Origin of the sequence: Bacillus sp. HNG, assembly GCF_003400205.1 — a bacterium.
Lineage (GTDB): Bacteria > Bacillota > Bacilli > Bacillales > Bacillaceae_L > Ferdinandcohnia.
The window spans coordinates 56,680-76,054 of the sequence record NZ_QUQV01000003.1 but is presented as its reverse complement, the minus strand read 5'-3'; the positions used below and the strand labels follow the sequence as shown (position 1 = coordinate 76,054).

Below are 19,375 nucleotides of genomic sequence, written 5' to 3'. Positions count from 1 at the left end.
TATTTTTGAAATGATTGTTTCGAAGTGATACGCAACACTATTGACTTTACAATTTCGTTTTCTATACAGCGTGCAGCATACGTAGCCAATTTTGTTCCTTTACCTTGAGAATAGCTTTCGATTGCCTTGATTAACCCTATGGTACCAATTGAAATCAGATCCTCTGTGTCCTCACCAGTGTTTTCGAATTTTTTAACTATATGAGCGACTAACCTTAAATTATGTTCAATCAACACATTCCGAGCATGTTCATTCCCCTCGGCCAATAATTGTAAGTATTTCTTCTCATCAGAAGATGATAACGGTTGAGGAAAAGCATTATTTTTCACATAGGATACTAAAAATAATAATTCTTTTACAAAATAACCTAATGCTGCTAACAGTCCAGACATTCGCTCACCTCCACATAAATCGTAGTGTATGTATGTTTAGTACACTACATGATCTAGGCATTTGCCCATTACTTAATGTTATGAGGAAAGGTGCTTGCTTGTGTCTGTCCGATAGAAAAAAGCTGATGATAGTAAAAAAGACCATTTTCCACTACATCATCAGCCTTAATTTATAGGATTATTCTATTTTAAAATCGTAAAAAAAGGTGCAACAGCTACAATCAACGCTAATCCAAAAACAACGATTGAACCGGGTTTGTTCTTAACCTTCCAGAGGGTAATGGAGAACCCGGTCGTATAGGCAAAAATGATTGTCATCATCAGGTAAATAAATTAATTCATCGCTTAATCTCTTATCCTTTCATAACTAGGTAATTTCGATTGTCGCCCAAATTCGTCAAATCTAATATCGACTATTACGCTAATATCTGCAGTCGGATATGCTTTCATCCAATCATAGCTTTCCCACTGTGGAATGGTTAAGAAATGCTTCCTAGCAAATAGTGAAAAGCCAAAAAGATCTGCTTCAAATTCTTCCTGTGTTCGTTTAATTAAATCATTAATTCTCCTTTCAAAGCCATTGGAAATATGCTTCTTTAATTCTTCTCTCTTTTCTTCCTCATCCGCATAATTGACCATGCTGTGGTCTGTTAAAATTGCAGCTTCAATTGGAAGATTAACAATGATTTTTGGTGCCGGTTTCGAAACATCCACCGTGATCTTTGGAGGTTTTATTTGTGTGAAACGTGCCGTTATCCAGTAATTTTTCATAAATGGATCGGGAAGAGTGACTAAAAAGCTAGGTTTTAACATCCATTTATTTAACATTTGGGTTATTCGAGTTTCTTGAACTGAAAGAATTCCAATCATTTGTCCCTCTTTAAAGACTGCAGAACCAAGAAACTGAGCAGGGTTTGTTTTTCCAGTTACCTTCATTTTACCTGCGATTAAATCATCATCCTCATTTCTCTTTGCTGTACTCTTGTCCTGTTCCGTCGTGGCATAGGCAGAAATATAAAGATCAGCATCTGCTTCTGTAATTCTGAAAAAATTGTTGATTTCAGAATTTGGTATAAAGCCGATTTTAGTTGCATTGTTAAAAATCGTTTCAAAATACTCATGTCTTCTTGTTTCAAGCTTAGGTTGATTTCGTTCGATAAATGTACTAGCCTCTTCCTTTGAAACAATAAGTTTTGTATCACGTCTAACATCACGGTCCTTCGTTCCATCATAGATATATCGAATAAAATCCTTATCCCTTGCAAGCTCTTCAGAGACTACAAAGAAGTCTAATATATCATATGTAATCGACTTCGCGATTACGGCATTTGCTAAGTTTTCCGATTGAATAAAACTTGAGGCATTCAACGTGATAATCTCATGTGAGGGTTCATTGCTTCCGCCACCTTGTTGTGTTGATCCAGCCTCTGGATTTGATATTAAATACGTGATTTTTAAAAATCCTTTAACATCGGATTTATCTAGACCTATCCCAAGCACATACGCTTTTTCATCAATTTCCTGTTTATCCCAGCAACCTACCAAAATGAATAGAATTGTAAAAAGGAAGGAAAATTTAATTATTTTGGCTTGTCTTTTCATGTTTCAAATCCCCTTTGATTTTTGCTATTAACCACATAAGGATAGGAAAAAATAGAAACATAGGACTTAGGATGTGTAATAAAGTTTCTCGTATTTTAAAGACAGTAAATGTAGGAGCTTCAGGACCTAACCCTAAAATAACGATAATTGTGGCAATTGTAGGGGGTAAGTATTCAAAGTTTTTGATATTACAAATCCCTCCCAAAAATACGCAAACCAAATATAAGTAAACAGTAAACCGAATAAATGCAGCTATAATCCAAAATGGAAAGAAAAACGTCTCAATATTTGTTAGAAATCCCAATCTAATCAAGCGGATTAACTCCTGGTAAGGATAATCAAGCATTTTTAAACCTTCATAATCAAATACAAATAAATAGATAAGAAATGCTAATGTTATTTCAATCACAATTATGACGAATGCAATCCAAGTCCCTTTTTTAAACGCCTTAGCGGATACAAGATAGGGTGCAATTAATCCCATAAAAAAAAACTCCGTAAACAGGGATACATGTGTAGTGCTCTTTTTTATTACCTCTAAGGAGCCTGGACCTAAAATTGGGAAAATAAAGGCAAGGCTACTTTCTTTCAGTGCTAAAAGTAGGGCGATGATTAATGAAAATTTTATATAGAACAGCACTAACCACGAAATAGTACCGATATGTTCAATGCCCTTTTTGGCGCAATATGCACAAACAAACATTAACACAGTATAAATAATCAAATATGGGGTTTGTGTAAAATACATGGTACCAATGATATCCACATAAATGGCTGAATCATAAGTAAAACTGATAAAAGACGTAAGTAATAGAATACTTGATAAAACTGTTCCAATATATTTACCAAATAGGTGACGGATGACATCATGCAAATTTTTATTCTTATAAGCTGTAATGACTTTGATTGTCAAATAGATTGGAATAATCGACTCCATTCCCATAATAAGAGGAGCCATCCAATACGCGTTGTCTAGGTATCCAACTAAAATGGAGGGTGTGTCATCTGAAAGTTTCACACCAACAACTAATATGACCATAGCTACGTATTCTCTTATCCCAATTTTTCCTCTTGATTGCTCCATAGCCTATTCCTCTGCCTTTTTTATGACGTCCTTTGGTTTTAAATAACCCGGACGAATTCTTTCACTTTTGATCATTTTTCTAATAATTGTATCGTTAGAAGAAATGTATTTAGGTGACATTGGTGATAAGTAAGGAACGCCAAAAGATTTTAGTGATACCATATAAATGATTCCCACGGTAAACAAAGCTGTCATGCCATAAATACCAAATAAACCAGCCGATAGTATAAAAGCAAATCGAATAATTCTAATGGCAAAATTCATGCTTACATCACTTAGTGTAAATGAGCATAGTCCACCTAATGCCACGACGATGACCACAATTGGACTAACAATATTCGCCTGAACTGCTGCTTGTCCTAAAATTAATGCTCCGACAATCCCGATTGTTGGCCCAATTGGATTAGGAACTCGGAGTCCAGCCTCCCTTATTAACTCAAAGGCAATTTCCATCATTAATATTTCAATAAGGGACGGGAAGGGAACTTTTTCCCGTGTTGCAGAAATGGCTAATAAAAGATCAGTCGGAACCATTTCAGAATGGTAGTTGGTAATGGAAACATATATCGCAGATCCAAATACTGTTATAAATAAGGCACATACTCGTAGAATTCGAATGAAATTTCCATATATAAAACGCAAATAGTGGTCCTCAGGGTTATGTATAAAGGACCAAAAAGTAGCGGGGAGTATTAAAGCAGCTGGTGAGTTATTCATTAGTAAAACGACATATCCATCCTCTAAAAAGGAAGAAGCCCGATCAGGTCTTTCGGTATATAAAGTACTAGGAAAGATTGATTTCGGTCTTTCTTCGATGTATTGTTCCAAAAGTGAAAGATTTTGTATGGCGTCGACATCTAATGAACTAACTCTTTCTTTAATGTTTTTTATCATTTTTTCATTGGTAAGATCCTTTATATAAAGGATGAAAAGTTCATTGTTTGAGCGTTTTGAAATCATTGTACTTTCGACAATTAAATTTTCGCTCCTGATTTTTTTTCGAATTAATGAAATGTTAGTATCCGCTTTTTCGTTAAAGGCTTCCTTTGGTCCTTTAACGACAACCTCATTTTCAGCTTTTTCAACTGATCGACTTTGGAACTTAGCCGTTCCTATTACAAAAGCTTTTGTTTCACCATCAATAAGTAAAATTGTGTTTCCTTGATTAGCACCATTCACAATATCTTCCATTAGTTGAACTTCAGTAAATGATTGAACCTGAATGATATTTTGAACTTCTTTTTCTGGATCTTCATTACGTAACAATGGTTCAAGAACATGCTCACTAATCATATCAACATCGGTAATTGTTGAAATAAACAAGACGGCTGCTATTTTATTCAATCCATTTATAATAAAATTATGGATTTTCACATCATTGTTTTCTGGAAGTGAATAAAGTTTCTCTAATGTTGATATGTTCATTTGAAGATCTTGATTAATTTCTTGACTCTTGATTTTAATATCCTCTGCAGCAGATTTTTCAGGATATTGTTCGGGATCTAATTTAGAACTTTTAAATTTGTCGAGATAATTTTGGATAGGGTGCTTTTTCATAACAGACAGCTCCGAGCTTTTTCCTAAGTTTGCCACTAAAAGTGGAATTTAATGCAAATAAAGAAAAAAGACGGGAATTCATTTTGAAATATCTAAAATGATAGAAGTTTTTTTAAAATCCGTTTATAATGAATGATGTGAATTATTTAGTGAGTCTAAATAATTAAGAAGGGGGAAATAAGTGTGAGCACACGTACATATGAGCAACAATGGGATTTAGATGTATTTTTTGAAGGTGGAAGCAGTTCACCAGCTTTTCAGTCCTTTTTGGAGGCATTACAGAAGGAACTAACTGAATTTAATGCATTAGTAGACCAATTTCAAGTTCCTTCAAATGTAAAGGATAAAGAAGGGTTAGCGCACATATTGAATGCATTTCAATCCGCTTTTAAAAAGCTTCGTCAAGCAGGAGCGTTTGTAAGTTGTTTAACAGCTCAGGATACATCTGACCGTGGTGCTAGCCTGTTACAAGGAAAAACAACGCAGTTGAGTAGTGAGCTTCAATCTATTTTAACCGCCTTTGATCAAAAGCTCGTCGCTATCGAGCAATCGGTATGGGATGAACTTTTATCGGAAGAGCCTTTAAATGAATTATCATATGTTTTGGAGGAAAGAAGAACAAGAGCAAAAGGAAAACTATCTCTAGAACAGGAAAGCTTAATAAATGCTTTAGGTGTTGATGGATACCATTCATGGGGTCAGCTCTATAATATGGTCGTTGGTAATATCAAGATACCATTTGAAGAAAATGGTGAAACAAAACAGCTGTCAGTCGGCCAAGCCTTTAACAAGTTTTCAAGCTCTGACCGCAATGTCCGTAAATCAATGTTTGGGCAATGGGAAAAAGCATGGGAGAAGCATTCTGATTATATAGGTGAAGCTTTAAATCATCTTGGTGGGTTCCGTTTAAATGTATATAAAGCACGTGGATGGGAAAATGTTCTCGGGGAGCCGCTTGATATTAATAGAATGTCTAAAGAAACGCTCGACACGATGTGGACTGTTATTACTGAAAATAAAGCTCCGTTTGTGGACTATTTAAACCGCAAAGGAGAGTTATTAGGTCTTGAAGGGCTAAGTTGGTACGACCTTGATGCACCTGTAGGTCAAACGGAAAGCAAGGTAACTTACCAAGAAGGTGCTGAATTTATTTTAGAACAATTTAGTAAGTTTGGTCCTAAGCTTACTACATTTACACAAAAAGCGTTTGAAGATAGTTGGATTGAAGCCGAAGATCGACCTGGAAAACGTCCTGGAGGTTTTTGCACAAGCTTTCCTGAAAGTGATCAATCAAGAATCTTTATGACATTCTCAGGAACACCTTCAAATGTGTCGACTCTTGCTCATGAGCTTGGCCATGCATTCCATCAGCATGCAATGGCTGGGGTTCATACATTAAACCGCAGCTATGCCATGAACGTAGCAGAGACTGCATCGACTTTTGCGGAAATGATTGTCGCGGATGCTTCTGTAAAAAATGCGAAGTCCAAAGAAGAAAAAATTGCTTTATTAGAGGATAAAATTCAAAGAAGTGTTGCCTTTTATATGAATATTCACGCTCGCTTCTTATTTGAGACAAGATTTTATGAGGAGCGGAAGCAAGGCATTGTAAGTACAGAACGTCTCAATGAACTAATGCTCGAAGCACAGAAGGAAGCCTATTGTGGGGCATTAAATGAATATCATCCTCAATTTTGGGCATCCAAAATGCATTTCTATATTACAGGTGTACCTTTTTATAATTTCCCATATACGTTTGGATATTTATTCTCTCTCGGAATTTATGCAAAGGCGTTAGAAGAGGGTACAGACTATGAAGAGAAGTACATCGCACTCCTAAAGGATACAGCAAGCATGAAGGTGGAAGACCTCGCTGCCAAACATTTAGGCGTTGATTTAACAAAACGTGATTTCTGGGAAAAGGCTGTAAAGCTTTCTGTTAAAGATGTAGAAGAATTTTTAGAGTTAACGAAATAAGAAAAGCGCAAGGCGCCCGCCTATCGGCGTCAAGCATAAGACAAGCGCTGACAGAAGGCGCTTCTTGCCTTCCGAAGCGATTGGCTTAGACCAAAGAGCCGATGGCGCCTTGAGCTAGACAACGAAAACTATTTGAAAAATTTTATACTTTCTTGTCTTTTTAAAAAAAACCTATCCACATGAAAAAGAGTGGATAGGTTTTTTTATACTTTCTTTAATTTAAATGTTCCAACCATAAGGAAAGAAAGAATGATGATGAGGTAAATGAAAAATTGTGGAGATACATAAGGGATTGCTAGGAAGCTTAACGTTAATAGACAGCCAGCAGCTGTTATTGGTAAGCCTACAAAGAAGCCTTTATTGTCACTAATATTGAATTTTGCTAAACGAAAAGCTCCACATCCGATATAGAAAACGGTGAAAAACATCCCTGGGGCACCGAACTCATAGATGATCCCTTGGTATAAAAGAAGCGCAGGTGCAACTCCGAATGATATAATATCACACATCGAGTCAAGTTGTTTTCCGAGCTCTGATTCGATTTGAAACTTTCTTGCAACCATTCCATCAAAACGATCGGCAAGGGCAGCTAAAAAGATAAGTAATAAGCTTAAGTTTAATTCATTTTTTAAAACAAATAATATGGAAAAACCACCTAAGCTAAGGTTGATTAATGTAAGTATATTGGCGGTTTGGGTTTTAAGCTTTTTTAGGGTTGAATCTATATAATCTAATAAAAACATTTCTTCACTCCTTTCTTTAGAGTATTTTTAAAAAGTCTTTGTAATAGCTAATAAAAATCAATAAAATAAGATAGTATTGCTTTAATAATCTTATTTTATTCGTTCAAATGTGTATAGTCAAAGAGAAATTGTATTTTTTAGGGGGAATTAGATTTGCAGAAATGGCTCTACCGTTTCTTTATAGAATTAACGAACCATCGCCTTTCTTCGGCGCTTTTAAGAAAATTTTCACAATCAAGAGTTAGTGCTATACTTATTCCGAGTTATGCGAAAATATACAATATTAACCAAGCAGAAATGGAAAAAAACTTATCTGATTTTGTAACCCTTCATGACCTTTTTGTTAGACAGCTGAAAATAGACAGCAGACGCATAGATTCAAACGAAAATACAGTTACCAGCCCTGTCGATGCTGTTATTGAAGAGACCGGTATGATTACCGCAAATAAGGAAATGATTGTAAAAAATAAACATTATTCCATTCAAGAAATGCTTGGAGATGAAGATTCACTCGATAAATATATAGGCGGTACCTTCGTTATTCTATATTTAAGTCCAAGCCATTATCATCGAATTCATAGTCCAATTTCTGGAGTCATCACAAAGCAATGGGAATTGGGATGGAAATCGTATCCGGTCAATCGTCTCGGGTTAAAATATGGAAAAGACCCTTTATCCAAAAATTATCGGAAAATAACAGAAATACGCGCAAATAACTCATATGTTGCTGTGGTCAAGGTGGGAGCAATGTTTGTCAATAGTATAGAAACAACCCATAGAAGTGACTTTGTGAAAAAAGGGGAGGAAATCGCGTATTTCTCATTTGGTTCAACCGTAATTCTATTATTTGAAAAAGATCGTTTTACGATTAGCCCTGAAATTAGTTCATCTATTAATATTAAAATGGGTGAAGTCTTAGGTACACTTAACTAAGAAAGGTGCCTGGAGTTAGACATTAAGAAAAAAAGAGCCTCAAGCGGCTCTTTTACAAATATCATACATTATGATATATTTCTAATCCTATGTCCTAATGATCTTCGTTTAATTTCAGTTTCAATAAGGTGAATAAAATCAGAACTTAACTTTAATTTTATAGCTTTAAAATAAGATTCAATTAACAAGTCATCTGATAATTTTTTCATAGCATTGAGCCAAAAGTTGGCTATTCACCTCCTAAAAATTTATAAGCGTAATTCGTTCTTTTTCATCTTTTGTTGTCATATACTAATACGTTATTCTTAGTTGGTAAGATAACTCTATCACGAAAAAAATAATAGAACAACCGTTCTGTTATCCACAGGGAATAGTGGATAACTTGTGAGTATTTTGTTTATAATTTTTGGAAATCTATGTATATCAATGTGTAAAATGTGTATAAGTTTATCCACAACTGTTGAAATTTACTGACTTTTGTCGAAAACTTTTTTTGTTTTATTAAAACTGCAAAATCTATGACGAAATTTGACGTATTAGATTTTGTGAAAATAGCTTTATTCCGTTATGATAGGATAGGTATAGATAAGGAAGAAGTCCGGTGAGGTGTAAACATATTGTTAAAGAAATTTTTACCAAATGAACATGTGAAATCCGTTTTTGAGATTTCTCCAAGTAAGCTTAAGGAATTAGGAATAAAAGGGGTAATAACTGATTTAGATAATACATTAGTTGAATGGGACCGTCCAAGTGCAACACCTGAGCTTGTAGAATGGTTTAATGACCTTAAGAAAAATGGCATAACTGTTACAATTGTCTCAAATAATCATGAGCCAAGAGTAAAAGAATTTGCTGATCCTTTAGGAATTCCGTTTATTTATGAGGCCAGAAAACCTTTGATACGAGCTTTTGAACGTGCAATAAGGGAAATGAATTTACAAAAGGATGAGGTTGTTGTGATTGGTGACCAGCTCCTTACTGATGTATTAGGTGGTAACCGCTGTGGCTTACATACCATTCTAGTTGTTCCTGTTGCGCAAACAGATGGATTTTTCACAAAGTTTAATCGCTTTGCAGAAAGAAGAATACTGAGTTGGATGAAGCGTCGCGGGATGCTTTATTGGGAGGATAAATAGAGTGGAACAAGAAAAGATTAGCTGTATTGGCTGTGGAGTTGAAATCCAAACGGTAGACAAAACAAAATTAGGATATGCACCACCTTCTTCTTTAGAGAAGGATAAAGTCATTTGTCAACGATGTTTTAAATTAAAACATTATAATGAAGTACAAGATGTTTCGTTAACGGATGATGACTTTTTAAAAATCCTACACGGAATTGGTTCTACAGATGCATTAATAGTGAAAATTGTTGATATATTTGATTTTAATGGTAGTTGGTTACCAGGTCTTCATCGTTTTGTAGGCAACAACAATATATTATTAGTGGGTAATAAAGTCGATTTGCTACCGAAATCCGTGAAGCCTAAGAAACTCATTAACTGGATGAAAGAATCATCCCGCGAACTGGGACTGAAGCCTGTTGATGTCTTTTTAATTAGTGCAGAAAAAGGCACTGGAATTGAAGAGGTAGCAGATGCGATTGAGCATTATCGCGAGGGAAAAGATGTATATGTAGTTGGTTGTACAAATGTGGGAAAATCAACATTTATAAACCGCTTAATTAAGGAATTCAGTGGGGAGAAGGAAGACATCATTACGACTTCACACTTTCCTGGAACAACATTAGATATCATTGATATTCCACTTGATGATGAGCACTCTTTGTTTGATACTCCAGGTATCATTAATCACCATCAAATGGCACATTTTGTTTCAAAACAAGACTTAAAGGTAATCACGCCGAAAAAAGAAATTAAACCAAAAGTCTTTCAATTAAATGAACGACAGACCTTGTTTTTTGGTGGATTAGCCCGATTTGATTTTGTAAGTGGGGACAGGCAGTCATTTGTTTGTCATTTCTCTAATTTATTGAATATCCATCGAACCAAGCTTGAAAATGCGGATGAATTATATGATAACCATAAAGGTGAGTTATTACAGCCACCAGGAAAGAATGAACTAGATGAATTCCCACCTCTAGTTGCCCATGAATATATGATTAAAGAAGCGAAGACAGACGTTGTTTTTTCTGGCTTGGGCTGGGTAACGATTAACGTACCCAATACGAAGGTTGTCGCTCATTTTCCAAAGGGTGTTGGAGTAATTGTAAGAAAGTCGTTAATCTAGTATGACGAAATAGAAAAAAAATGATGTTTACGGGTGAGGAAATGGAAAAGGTTTATGGGGTAATCGGAAGTCCAATCTCCCATTCAATGTCACCAATGATGCATAATGATCTTTTTGAACATTATAAGATTAAGGCTAGATACCATGCATTCCACGTACCGCAAGATGGAGTAAATGCTGCAATTGAAGGGATAAAAGCACTTGGAATAGCAGGTATTAATGTCACAATTCCGCATAAGATTGATGTCATTGAATATTTAGATGAAGTTGAAGAGGTTGCGGCAAATATTGGCGCGGTTAATACGATTGTCAACGAGAATGGAAAATTAATTGGATATAATACAGATGGAACTGGATTTATCCGTTCGTTAAATCGAGTGATTAGTAATAAAGAATTAAGTTCTGCTAAAGTATTGATAATCGGTGCTGGTGGTGCAGCGAGAGGGATCTTTATTTCATTAGCTGCAATGGGTGTGAAAAATATCGATATTGTTAATCGTACGGTTGAGCGAGCGAAATCAATTAAAGATGATTGTAAGTTCCCAGTTGATTCGCAAGCATTAGGATTTGTAGAGGCAGAAGCGGATTTAGGAAAATATCAAGTGATCGTCAATACGACTTCTGTTGGAATGCATCCCAATGTTGATGAGATGCCTCTTTCACTTGAAAATATCACTCCAAAAACGATTGTTAGTGATATTATTTATAATCCATTTGAAACAAAGCTTCTACAGGAAGCCGCTAAACGTGGAGCAATTACCCAAAATGGAATTGGAATGTTTGTTTATCAAGGTGCCCTAGCATTTGAAAAATGGACAGGATTGTTTCCGGATACAGATAGAATGGAAAGGCTTGTAACAAGGCTATTAGGAGGAAAAACATGCTAACAGGAAAACAAAAACGTTTTTTACGCTCGAAAGCTCATCATTTAGACCCGATTTTTCAGGTGGGAAAAGGCGGGGTAAATGATAATATGATTAAACAAATTAGTGACGCACTTGAAGCGCGTGAGTTATTAAAAATCAGTGTCCTGCAAAACTGTGAGGACGACCGTGATACGGTAGCCGAAGAGCTAAGTAAGGGTGCAAAAGCTGAACTCGTTCAGATCATTGGAAATACAATTGTGCTTTACAAAGAATCAAAAGAAAACAAGAAATTAGAGCTTCCAAAATCAAAATAGGCTTTGTTGGAGGGAAATAAATGAACCATATTGGAATCATCGGTGGTACATTTGATCCACCTCATATTGGTCATCTATTCATAGCATCGGAGATATTAACAAGATTAAATCTTTCTGAAGTATGGTTCATGCCTAACCATATCCCTCCACATAAAGAACGTAAAAGTTATGTGACCGATGAGGAGCGGGTTGAAATGCTTTCTCTTGCCATTTCCGATCAGCCAAAATTTAAATTGCAATTGATTGAACTGGAAAGAGAAGGACCCTCTTATACATACGACACCATTAAATTATTACGTGAAAAATATAAAGATACAAAGTTTTATTTTATCATTGGGGGAGATATGGTCGAATATCTGCCACATTGGCATAAAATTGATGAACTTGTTGATATGGTTACATTTGTTGGAGTCAAAAGACCAGGTTATTCATTTCCTACAGAATATCCCATTACAGAAGTGGATATCCCACAATTCGATATCTCGTCTTCGATGATTCGAAAAAGGTTATCAGAAAAGGGAAATACAATGTATTTACTTCCTAAAAAAGTACGAAACTATATAGAGGAGAAGCATTTATATGGAACGTGAAAAGGCTTTAGAGATAGTCAAAGAACAGTTAACAGAGCACCGTTATCAGCACACACTTGGTGTGATGGAGACGGCAATTGAACTATCAAAACGCTATCATGCAGATGTAAAAAAAGCCGAAATTGCAGCCATTTTTCATGATTATGCAAAGTTTAGACCTAAAGATGAAATGAAACAAATCATCATCAACCAACACATGCCTTCCGATTTATTGATTCATAATACAGAGCTTTGGCATGCACCTGTTGGAGCCTATCTTGTAAAGGCCGAAGTAGGAATTGAGGATGAGGAAATTTTAGATGCAATTCGTTTCCATACATCTGGACGTGAAAAAATGACCCTCCTTGAAAAGGTTATTTTTGTAGCTGATTATATAGAGCCAGGAAGACATTTTCCAGGTGTAGAAGAAGGTCGAGAACTCGCAAAACAGGATTTAGACAATGCGCTTATTTATGCACTAAGTAATACAATCATGTTTTTAGCCAAAAAAAGTCAAGCAATCTATCCAGATACATTGAGAACATATAATTCATTAATTTTATCCAGCCAAAATTCACAACGTTTATAGATGGAATATTTGCAATCTGGGTAACCAATTAAGTTGTAGGTTAAGTCATGCTGAATAAAATTAAGCCTCCGGCGGATGCCGCGATTTTTCAAAGGAAATTTTCGAGTCGTAAGATCAAAGACTAAGAACGCCACCTCCTGTGGCAACGTCTTTGTGACCCACGTCTTGTGGGCCTGAAAAAATCGGGCGCAAATACGCCAAGGCGCATTTGATAATTAAAAAAGGGGGAATTCTAGGTGAATGAACGAGATATTTTAACATTTTCAGTTCAAGCAGCTGACGATAAACGCGCAGAAAATATCATTGCTTTAAATATGAAGGGGTTATCATTGGTAGCCGATTATTTTCTTATTTGCCACGGAAATTCTGAAAAACAGGTGCAAGCTATTGCTCGTGAGATAAAAGATAAAGCTGATGAAAATGGTATTCATATTAAGCGTCTTGAGGGATTTGATGAAGCAAGATGGGTTCTTGTCGACCTTGGAGATGTCATTGTCCATGTTTTCCATAAAGACGAACGTAGCTATTATAATTTAGAACGTCTTTGGGGAGATGCGCCTACGGAAACAGTTGAAGATGTGCTAAGTTTATGAGCTATGGTGAATTTGCCTATATCTATGATGAACTGATGCGTGATGTAGATTATGAGCATTGGGTTTCATTTGTAAAGGAAAAAGTAACACAACTTCCTAAAAAGAGTGGCCTGCGGGTTCTTGATATTGGCTGTGGAACGGGAGAAATTGCAATTAGACTTGCCCAAGAAGGTTTTGAGGTTGTCGGGGTCGATCTTTCAGAAGATATGCTGACGGTTGCTAATCACAAGGCAATGGAAGCCGGTGTAAAAGTTGAATTTTACCAGCAAAACATGCTGGATATCTCAGGGTTTGAGCCGTTTGATCTGATTGTGATTTTCTGTGATTCCCTAAACTATCTACAGACCGAAAAAGAGGTTCAGAAAACCTTTGCAAATACATTTCAGCTTTTAAAAGAAGATGGTCTATTTCTATTCGATGTCCATTCCGTGTATAAAATAGATTCCATTTTTATGAACGGACCGTTTGTAAGTGTTGAAGATAAGGTCAGTTTTATTTGGAATTGTTTTAGTGGGGAGCATCCTCATAGTGTCGAGCATGAACTTTCCTTTTTTGTAAAAAATGAACATAATGAAGATTATACAAGGTTTGACGAGTTTCACGAACAGCGTACCTTTCCGATTGAAACATATCGAAATTGGCTAGGACAAACAGGTTTTCGTGTACAAGATATTTGTGCTGATTTTACAGATAATGTTCAGGAGACCTCAGAACGAATTTTAATAACTGCAAAGAAATAAGGGCCAGAAGATGAAATCTCTGCCCTTTTTTGATTTAGAATTACAAATGTCAAACATAGGAACCATTAGCTCGAGGTTACAAGCCAAACGCTTTGGAAGGCAAAAAACGCCTTCTGTCAGGGTTTGGCTTGTGCTTTTATAATCGAAGTGGTATATTTAGCGAGATGGAGTCTCGTTAAATTGTCTAGCTACCTCCGAAATATCCTCATCATATTTTCTATGAGTGCTCCTAAACAATTCTTCAAATAATTCACCAATATGTTCTTCCATTGCATTAATTCCTTCTCCAGTAACACCACCTTTTACACATACCTTTGACTGGAGTGTGGGTAATGTGTACATTTCCTTTTCAAGTAGTTTACCCATACCGATAATCATTTCACTTGCTAAATTTGTTGCTTGCTCCTCCGTGATTTTCGTTTCCCTTACCGCTGCATCTACAAACCTTCTCAGCAAATAAGTAAAAAACGCAGGACCGCAACTAACAATATCCGATGCAACTCTTGTGATCTCATGATTTATGTGAACCGGAGTGGAAATTTGTTCGAAAAGGAATTCTAAATACTCCTTAAACCGGCTGCTAATGCTCCTGCCAAAAGTAAATAAGGAAACACCCGTTAGTGCACGGTTGGTAATACTTGGAATGATCCTAGCGACCTGACAGTTCACAAGTGATTCAAGCTGTTCAACAGAAATAGGACTTGTAATTGAAACAATACATTTATTACTTGTTAAGGAAGAAGATAATTGGTGTAAAAGGGGGTGAATCTCTAAAGGCTTCACACAAATGAATATTAAATCAGAGCCTTTTACAACTTCATCATTTGTAGCTGCTACCGTAATATCTGGTAAAGAGTTCTTAATAGCTATTGCTTTTTCAATTGTACGATTTGTAATGGTTAACTTTGAAGGCGGAACAGCAAGAGATTCTACAAAGGACTCTATTAAAATTTTCCCCATATTTCCTGTACCAATAAACCCTATATTCAAGTTCGTCCCTCCTTTACAGACTATTCTCCTAACACCATATGTGATTCCAACCCAAAATATGATTGCAATTTGCCTAAGCTAAAAAGAAGGAAGGTAAATCATGAATTTAAAAAATAAAAAAATAAAATTAATGTTTATGGTTTGTGGAATTTGTCTTGTTATTTTTATTGCGTTCTATCGCATTTTTGGACATGAAACAAAAGCAGAGCCAAGCATTGAAGAAGAGGAGTTATTACTTGAGTCAGTTGTTGAAGATAAAAATGTTGTAGAAGAGAAAGTTACGGTCATTCTAGTAGATATTAAGGGTGCTGTGTTTAATGAGGGAGTATTTGAGGCGCAAGCGGGTATGAGGATCAAAGATGTCGTCGACATGGCTGGAGGGTTTACTGAAGATGCAAACAAAACACAAGTAAATTTAGCCGAGCGAGTGGAGGATGAAATGGTCATCTATGTTCCGCGTATTGGTGAGAACATCGAATTGGAGATAAGCAGTCAATCACAACAAAATGATGGTAAGGTATCGCTAAATGATGGAACTCAAGCAGAACTAGAAACATTATCAGGCATCGGGCCATCAAAAGCAGCGGCAATTATAGCATTTCGGGAAGAAAATGGACCTTTTAAACAACTTGAGGATCTACTTCAAGTGAGTGGGATTGGTGAAAAATCCTTTGAGAAGATTAAAGACGAACTTAAATTAAATTGACGACTTATGGGAGATACCGATAAAATAATTGTAAGATTTTGTTGAAGGGATGGGGAAGATTTGAATCGAATTAAATGGGATCAGTATTTTATGGCGCAAAGCCATTTACTTGCTTTAAGAAGTACATGTACACGATTAACGGTTGGAGCAACCATTGTTCGTGATAAGCGAATTATTGCAGGGGGTTATAACGGGTCTGTATCAGGCGGAACACATTGCATTGATGAGGGCTGCTATGTGGTAGACAATCATTGCATAAGAACTGTACATGCTGAGATGAATGCGTTATTGCAATGTTCGAAGTTTGGAGTACCAACAGAAAATGCTGAGATCTACGTTACGCATTTTCCTTGTCTCCAATGCACAAAAGCAATTATTCAGGCAGGAATTAAAGTAGTTTATTATGCAGAGGATTATAAAAACCATCCATACGCAATTGAACTGTTGGAGAAATCAAAGGTAAAAGTACAAAAGGTTCCACTTCAAGAAATGGTGATTGACCTAAATTCAAAAGAAAAATTAGAGTTTGTTAATCAATTAATTGAGAAAATAACGGAATCTGGTGCGGATGATAAAGAAATAAGGGCATTGCATGAGCAGGCTGCCACACTTTTTTCAAATATTGGGTAATGTAATCAGGAACTATGGGGATTATGTACAAGGAAGGCTTGTCTATCTTGCTTTCTTTTCAGTTTTGGGTATACTAGTCCCCTATACTTCTTTTTCTTGGCTTAGTATCCTCCTCACACTCCTCTTATTAGGTTTTATCATTTTCCGCCACCATTTCTCGCTCATTGTCCTCAGTTTGTTCACTTTATTTTTCTTCATGTGCTTGTTCATTCTCATTGACTCTACTAATCAAACAACATTAGCCCCTACCACAAAAACAATCAAAGCCGAAATTGTTGATTCCCCTGATATCAATGGAGATAAATTTTCCGTCATTGTAAACACTTCACAGAATGAAAAGCTACTTATGGTTTACTACATCCAAACAGAGTTAGAAAAAATTCAACTTAGCCAATCAGTACAAATGGGGTTAGTATGTACCTTTAACGGGACTCTCAAAAAACCACAGGTGTCAAGAAATCCATATTCATTTGATTATCAGAAGTATTTATATGCTCAACAAATCCATTGGATTTTCGAGGCAAACACGCTAACTCCTGAAAAGTGTTTTTTACAGAAAAAATGGTCGTTAGGTCGCTGGCTACTAAAAATCCGTGAAGCTGGAATTCATCAGATCGATTCTCATTTTGATGGGTCGACTGCAGGGATTATCCAAGCTTTAATTTATGGAGAAAGAACGAATATAGAGAATGAAATTGTAAATTCATATCAATCTTTAGGTTTGATCCACCTTTTAGCCATATCAGGGCTTCATGTAAGCCTTATGACGGGGATGTTTTATTTTTTATGTATTCGATTTGGAGTCACACGCGAGTCTACATCCATTCTCCTCTTATGTTTATTGCCAGCTTATATCGTGATTGCTGGAGGTTCACCTTCTGTTATTCGCTCAGTGCTAATGTGTATGCTTTTATTTGCGTCAATCTTATGGTGGAAAAAGGGTAGTATGTTAGATGTGATTAGTTTTGTGTTCATTTTTATGCTTGCAATTAACCCGTACTTTTTATTTAACATCGGTTTTCAATTATCCTTCATGGTGAGCGCATCCTTGATTCTATCCTCCAAAGCAATATTTAAACACTATTCTAATACGCTTGCTTCCTTATTCGCTGTCTCATTCTTATCACAAATAGCCTCTTTGCTCATTTTACTTTATCACTTTTTTGAGTTTTCATTGTTAAGCTTGCCATTAAATATGCTGTATGTCCCCTTATATTCAATGATAATTTTGCCTTTCGCATTATTCACAGTGGTTTTACTAGGAGTATTTGAACCAATCGGTGAAATGTTTGCTACCATTCTTACGTGGCTTCTGGAATTATTAAATCACGTCACTGTTTGGTTCTCGCAATTTTCTTTCTCCGTATTAACATTAGGGAAGCCAGGGCTCGTCCTTATGATTTTGTATTGTGGTGCTTGTTTTTATTTTTTAATTTGTTGGGAGAGGAAGAAAGTACTTTTTCAACGGGCACTTCTTGCACCAATAGTGGTTTTATTGCTCCATATTATCACACCATACATAAATCCATACGGAGAAGTCACAATGATTGATGTTGGGCAAGGAGACAGCATCTATATTGAACTTCCTTTTAGGAAAGGGGTTTATTTAATTGATACTGGGGGGACGATTCCATTTGAACAAGAACAATGGAAAATTAGAAGGAACCAATTTTCGACTGCACAAAACATCATCATTCCTTTTTTAAAAGCAAAAGGGATAAGAAGTATAGATAAGTTAATCGTTACACATGGCGATCAAGATCATATTGGGGGTGCGCAAGGTCTTCTAGAAGATATAAGGATTAAGGAAATAGTCCTAGGAAAAAACAAAAATGATGCTAGCCAAGAGAAGAATCTGAAGAAATTAGCTGCGAAAAAAGGGATTCCCGTTCATATTGTTGAACATGGCCAAAAGTGGAAGGAAGGCGATAGTATATTTTATATCCTTGCCCCAAAAGGAAATGAATTGAAAGAAAATAACAATTCTGTTGTCATTTATACAAAGCTTGGTGGGCTAAACTGGTTATTTACAGGGGATATTGAAAAAGATGTGGAGCTAAATCTCATTAAAACATATAAAAATTTACGGGTAGATGTGCTAAAGGTGGGTCATCACGGAAGCAAAACATCTTCAACGCAGGAGTTTATTCAGTTCATAAATCCTAAAATAGCTTTAATCCCAGTCGGAGTAAATAATCGATTTAATCACCCGCATCCGGACGTCATTGATCTTTTGAAAAAAGAGAAAATAAAGGTTTATCGAACCGACAAAGATGGTGCAATTCAATTTCGTTATTTTAAAAAATCTGGAACCTTTATGCAAACAATTCCATAAGATACAGTAAAGCAAGGAACGAAAAAGAGACTGCCAACAAAAAGGGCAGTCTCTATTTGACAGTATGTATTCTGTCGGTATTAAGCTCCGATAACCTTAATTAAAGTTGCGATAATGAAAATTGTAGCGAAGAAGCCAAAGGATACAACGAATGCTACTCCAGCATCTACAACGTCATTTCGTGTGTTTTTAATATTCTTTTCAAATTCGTTCACGCCTAACCCCTCCTAAACAGTTATAGTATAGCCTAACTACCCAAAAAAATCTAGATTTCCTTGAAAAATTGGTTTCGTTTTACAAAAATAAAACCGAAAGAAAATGAAAACCCTTTTTCCCCTATTATCCGATACTCTTCCTTTATTAACAACACTTGTCACAAATAGTTCATAAACGAACGCGTAACCTAATAGTACATAAGCAAACGTCTCTGTAATGATTCTAAAAAAGATTATCATTACTCGACAAGTTTCCCGGGGCTTGTTTGGTAATGTTTCATATAGATTGGGAA

20 protein-coding genes and 1 pseudogene are annotated in these 19,375 nt (G+C 35.9%); 13 read left to right on the top strand and 8 right to left on the bottom strand.

Annotation, left to right across the window (positions count from 1 at the left end; all coding sequences use genetic code 11):
* Window positions 1-17: 17 nt before the first annotated feature.
* The 4 genes and pseudogenes from DZB84_RS07030 to DZB84_RS07015 form a co-directional block, all read right to left on the bottom strand.
* A pseudogene (locus tag DZB84_RS07030) lies at window positions 18-392 on the bottom strand (sigma-70 family RNA polymerase sigma factor); the annotation flags it as partial.
* Between the two features lie 345 nt (window positions 393-737).
* Window positions 738-1,994: a Ger(x)C family spore germination protein gene (locus DZB84_RS07025; protein WP_116351562.1), complete on the bottom strand. Its 1,257-nt coding sequence runs from the start codon at window positions 1,992-1,994 to the stop codon at window positions 738-740.
* On the bottom strand, window positions 1,969-3,078 hold the full coding sequence (locus DZB84_RS07020; protein ID WP_116351561.1) for a GerAB/ArcD/ProY family transporter: 1,110 nt from the start codon (window positions 3,076-3,078) through the stop codon (window positions 1,969-1,971). The genes DZB84_RS07025 and DZB84_RS07020 overlap by 26 nt, the downstream gene beginning before the upstream one ends.
* Before the next feature lie 3 nt (window positions 3,079-3,081).
* Window positions 3,082-4,635: a spore germination protein gene (locus tag DZB84_RS07015; RefSeq protein WP_116351560.1), complete on the bottom strand. Its 1,554-nt coding sequence runs from the start codon at window positions 4,633-4,635 to the stop codon at window positions 3,082-3,084.
* A gap of 183 nt (window positions 4,636-4,818) precedes the next feature.
* On the opposite strand from DZB84_RS07015, the gene DZB84_RS07010 reads away from it, so the two are divergent.
* On the top strand, window positions 4,819-6,612 hold the full coding sequence (locus DZB84_RS07010) for a M3 family oligoendopeptidase (protein WP_116351559.1): 1,794 nt from the start codon (window positions 4,819-4,821) through the stop codon (window positions 6,610-6,612).
* A 203-nt stretch (window positions 6,613-6,815) separates the two neighbouring features.
* Here the strand turns inward: DZB84_RS07010 and pssA are convergent, their stop codons facing one another.
* A complete protein-coding gene (gene pssA / locus DZB84_RS07005) occupies window positions 6,816-7,355 on the bottom strand; it encodes a CDP-diacylglycerol--serine O-phosphatidyltransferase (protein WP_116351558.1) in 540 nt (179 codons plus the stop codon).
* A gap of 153 nt (window positions 7,356-7,508) precedes the next feature.
* Here pssA and DZB84_RS07000 point away from each other — a divergent pair, with 153 nt between their 5' ends.
* Window positions 7,509-8,288: a phosphatidylserine decarboxylase gene (locus DZB84_RS07000; RefSeq protein WP_116351557.1), complete on the top strand. Its 780-nt coding sequence runs from the start codon at window positions 7,509-7,511 to the stop codon at window positions 8,286-8,288.
* Window positions 8,289-8,356: 68 nt separating this feature from the next.
* Here the strand turns inward: DZB84_RS07000 and sda are convergent, their stop codons facing one another.
* On the bottom strand, window positions 8,357-8,497 hold the full coding sequence (gene sda, locus DZB84_RS06995) for a sporulation histidine kinase inhibitor Sda (protein ID WP_116351556.1): 141 nt from the start codon (window positions 8,495-8,497) through the stop codon (window positions 8,357-8,359).
* A gap of 408 nt (window positions 8,498-8,905) precedes the next feature.
* Between sda and DZB84_RS06990 the strand changes: the two genes are divergently transcribed.
* The 8 genes from DZB84_RS06990 to DZB84_RS06955 all read left to right on the top strand — a co-directional run bounded on the left by DZB84_RS06990 (window position 8,906) and on the right by DZB84_RS06955 (window position 14,206).
* Complete coding sequence (locus DZB84_RS06990; RefSeq protein ID WP_116351555.1) at window positions 8,906-9,424, top strand: YqeG family HAD IIIA-type phosphatase; 519 nt, start codon at window positions 8,906-8,908, stop codon at window positions 9,422-9,424.
* Between the two features lies 1 nt (window position 9,425).
* Window positions 9,426-10,535 carry a ribosome biogenesis GTPase YqeH gene (gene yqeH / locus DZB84_RS06985; protein ID WP_116351554.1) on the top strand — a complete coding sequence of 370 codons (1,110 nt, stop codon included), beginning with the start codon at window positions 9,426-9,428 and terminating at the stop codon, window positions 10,533-10,535.
* A gap of 41 nt (window positions 10,536-10,576) precedes the next feature.
* Entirely contained in the window at window positions 10,577-11,422 is an 846-nt protein-coding gene (gene aroE, locus DZB84_RS06980) for a shikimate dehydrogenase (RefSeq protein ID WP_116351866.1), read from the top strand.
* Window positions 11,416-11,715 carry a ribosome assembly RNA-binding protein YhbY gene (gene yhbY, locus DZB84_RS06975; RefSeq protein WP_116351553.1) on the top strand — a complete coding sequence of 100 codons (300 nt, stop codon included), beginning with the start codon at window positions 11,416-11,418 and terminating at the stop codon, window positions 11,713-11,715. The genes aroE and yhbY overlap by 7 nt, the downstream gene beginning before the upstream one ends.
* A 20-nt stretch (window positions 11,716-11,735) precedes the next feature.
* Window positions 11,736-12,305: a nicotinate-nucleotide adenylyltransferase gene (locus DZB84_RS06970; RefSeq protein ID WP_116351552.1), complete on the top strand. Its 570-nt coding sequence runs from the start codon at window positions 11,736-11,738 to the stop codon at window positions 12,303-12,305.
* On the top strand, window positions 12,295-12,873 hold the full coding sequence (gene yqeK, locus DZB84_RS06965; protein ID WP_116351551.1) for a bis(5'-nucleosyl)-tetraphosphatase (symmetrical) YqeK: 579 nt from the start codon (window positions 12,295-12,297) through the stop codon (window positions 12,871-12,873). The genes DZB84_RS06970 and yqeK overlap by 11 nt, the downstream gene beginning before the upstream one ends.
* 236 nt (window positions 12,874-13,109) lie before the next feature.
* Window positions 13,110-13,466: a ribosome silencing factor gene (gene rsfS, locus DZB84_RS06960; protein WP_116351550.1), complete on the top strand. Its 357-nt coding sequence runs from the start codon at window positions 13,110-13,112 to the stop codon at window positions 13,464-13,466.
* Window positions 13,463-14,206 carry a class I SAM-dependent DNA methyltransferase gene (locus tag DZB84_RS06955; RefSeq protein ID WP_116351549.1) on the top strand — a complete coding sequence of 248 codons (744 nt, stop codon included), beginning with the start codon at window positions 13,463-13,465 and terminating at the stop codon, window positions 14,204-14,206. Before rsfS ends, DZB84_RS06955 begins: the two co-directional genes overlap by 4 nt.
* Before the next feature lie 156 nt (window positions 14,207-14,362).
* Here DZB84_RS06955 and comER read toward each other — a convergent pair whose 3' ends face one another.
* Window positions 14,363-15,196 carry a late competence protein ComER gene (gene comER, locus DZB84_RS06950; RefSeq protein WP_116351548.1) on the bottom strand — a complete coding sequence of 278 codons (834 nt, stop codon included), beginning with the start codon at window positions 15,194-15,196 and terminating at the stop codon, window positions 14,363-14,365.
* A gap of 100 nt (window positions 15,197-15,296) precedes the next feature.
* Here comER and DZB84_RS06945 point away from each other — a divergent pair, with 100 nt between their 5' ends.
* Genes DZB84_RS06945 through DZB84_RS06935 form a run of 3 tightly spaced genes read left to right on the top strand, consistent with a single transcriptional unit; the run spans window position 15,297 to window position 18,867 of the window.
* Complete coding sequence (locus DZB84_RS06945; protein WP_116351547.1) at window positions 15,297-15,902, top strand: helix-hairpin-helix domain-containing protein; 606 nt, start codon at window positions 15,297-15,299, stop codon at window positions 15,900-15,902.
* 60 nt (window positions 15,903-15,962) lie between these two features.
* Window positions 15,963-16,532 (top strand): ComE operon protein 2, encoded by a 570-nt coding sequence (locus DZB84_RS06940; RefSeq protein ID WP_116351546.1) that lies wholly within the window; start codon window positions 15,963-15,965, stop codon window positions 16,530-16,532.
* Complete coding sequence (locus DZB84_RS06935) at window positions 16,495-18,867, top strand: DNA internalization-related competence protein ComEC/Rec2 (protein ID WP_116351545.1); 2,373 nt, start codon at window positions 16,495-16,497, stop codon at window positions 18,865-18,867. The genes DZB84_RS06940 and DZB84_RS06935 overlap by 38 nt, the downstream gene beginning before the upstream one ends.
* A gap of 80 nt (window positions 18,868-18,947) precedes the next feature.
* Here the strand turns inward: DZB84_RS06935 and DZB84_RS06930 are convergent, their stop codons facing one another.
* The gene (locus DZB84_RS06930; protein WP_116351544.1) at window positions 18,948-19,082 is read right to left on the bottom strand and encodes a YqzM family protein; all 135 of its coding nucleotides are present in this window, start codon (window positions 19,080-19,082) and stop codon (window positions 18,948-18,950) included.
* Window positions 19,083-19,375 lie beyond the last annotated feature (293 nt).

Bases quoted from the DNA above. Each gene is read 5' to 3' on its own strand.
- DZB84_RS07025 (WP_116351562.1), bottom strand. From the start codon at position 1,994: ATGAAAAGACAAGCCAAAATAATTAAATTTTCCTTCCTTTTTACAATT.
- DZB84_RS07020 (WP_116351561.1), bottom strand. From the start codon at position 3,078: ATGGAGCAATCAAGAGGAAAAATTGGGATAAGAGAATACGTAGCTATG.
- DZB84_RS07015 (WP_116351560.1), bottom strand. From the start codon at position 4,635: ATGAAAAAGCACCCTATCCAAAATTATCTCGACAAATTTAAAAGTTCT.
- pssA (WP_116351558.1), bottom strand. From the start codon at position 7,355: ATGTTTTTATTAGATTATATAGATTCAACCCTAAAAAAGCTTAAAACC.
- sda (WP_116351556.1), bottom strand. From the start codon at position 8,497: ATGAAAAAATTATCAGATGACTTGTTAATTGAATCTTATTTTAAAGCT.
- aroE (WP_116351866.1), top strand. From the start codon at position 10,577: ATGGAAAAGGTTTATGGGGTAATCGGAAGTCCAATCTCCCATTCAATG.
- yhbY (WP_116351553.1), top strand. From the start codon at position 11,416: ATGCTAACAGGAAAACAAAAACGTTTTTTACGCTCGAAAGCTCATCAT.
- DZB84_RS06970 (WP_116351552.1), top strand. From the start codon at position 11,736: ATGAACCATATTGGAATCATCGGTGGTACATTTGATCCACCTCATATT.
- yqeK (WP_116351551.1), top strand. From the start codon at position 12,295: ATGGAACGTGAAAAGGCTTTAGAGATAGTCAAAGAACAGTTAACAGAG.
- DZB84_RS06955 (WP_116351549.1), top strand. From the start codon at position 13,463: ATGAGCTATGGTGAATTTGCCTATATCTATGATGAACTGATGCGTGAT.
- DZB84_RS06945 (WP_116351547.1), top strand. From the start codon at position 15,297: ATGAATTTAAAAAATAAAAAAATAAAATTAATGTTTATGGTTTGTGGA.
- DZB84_RS06935 (WP_116351545.1), top strand. From the start codon at position 16,495: ATGAGCAGGCTGCCACACTTTTTTCAAATATTGGGTAATGTAATCAGG.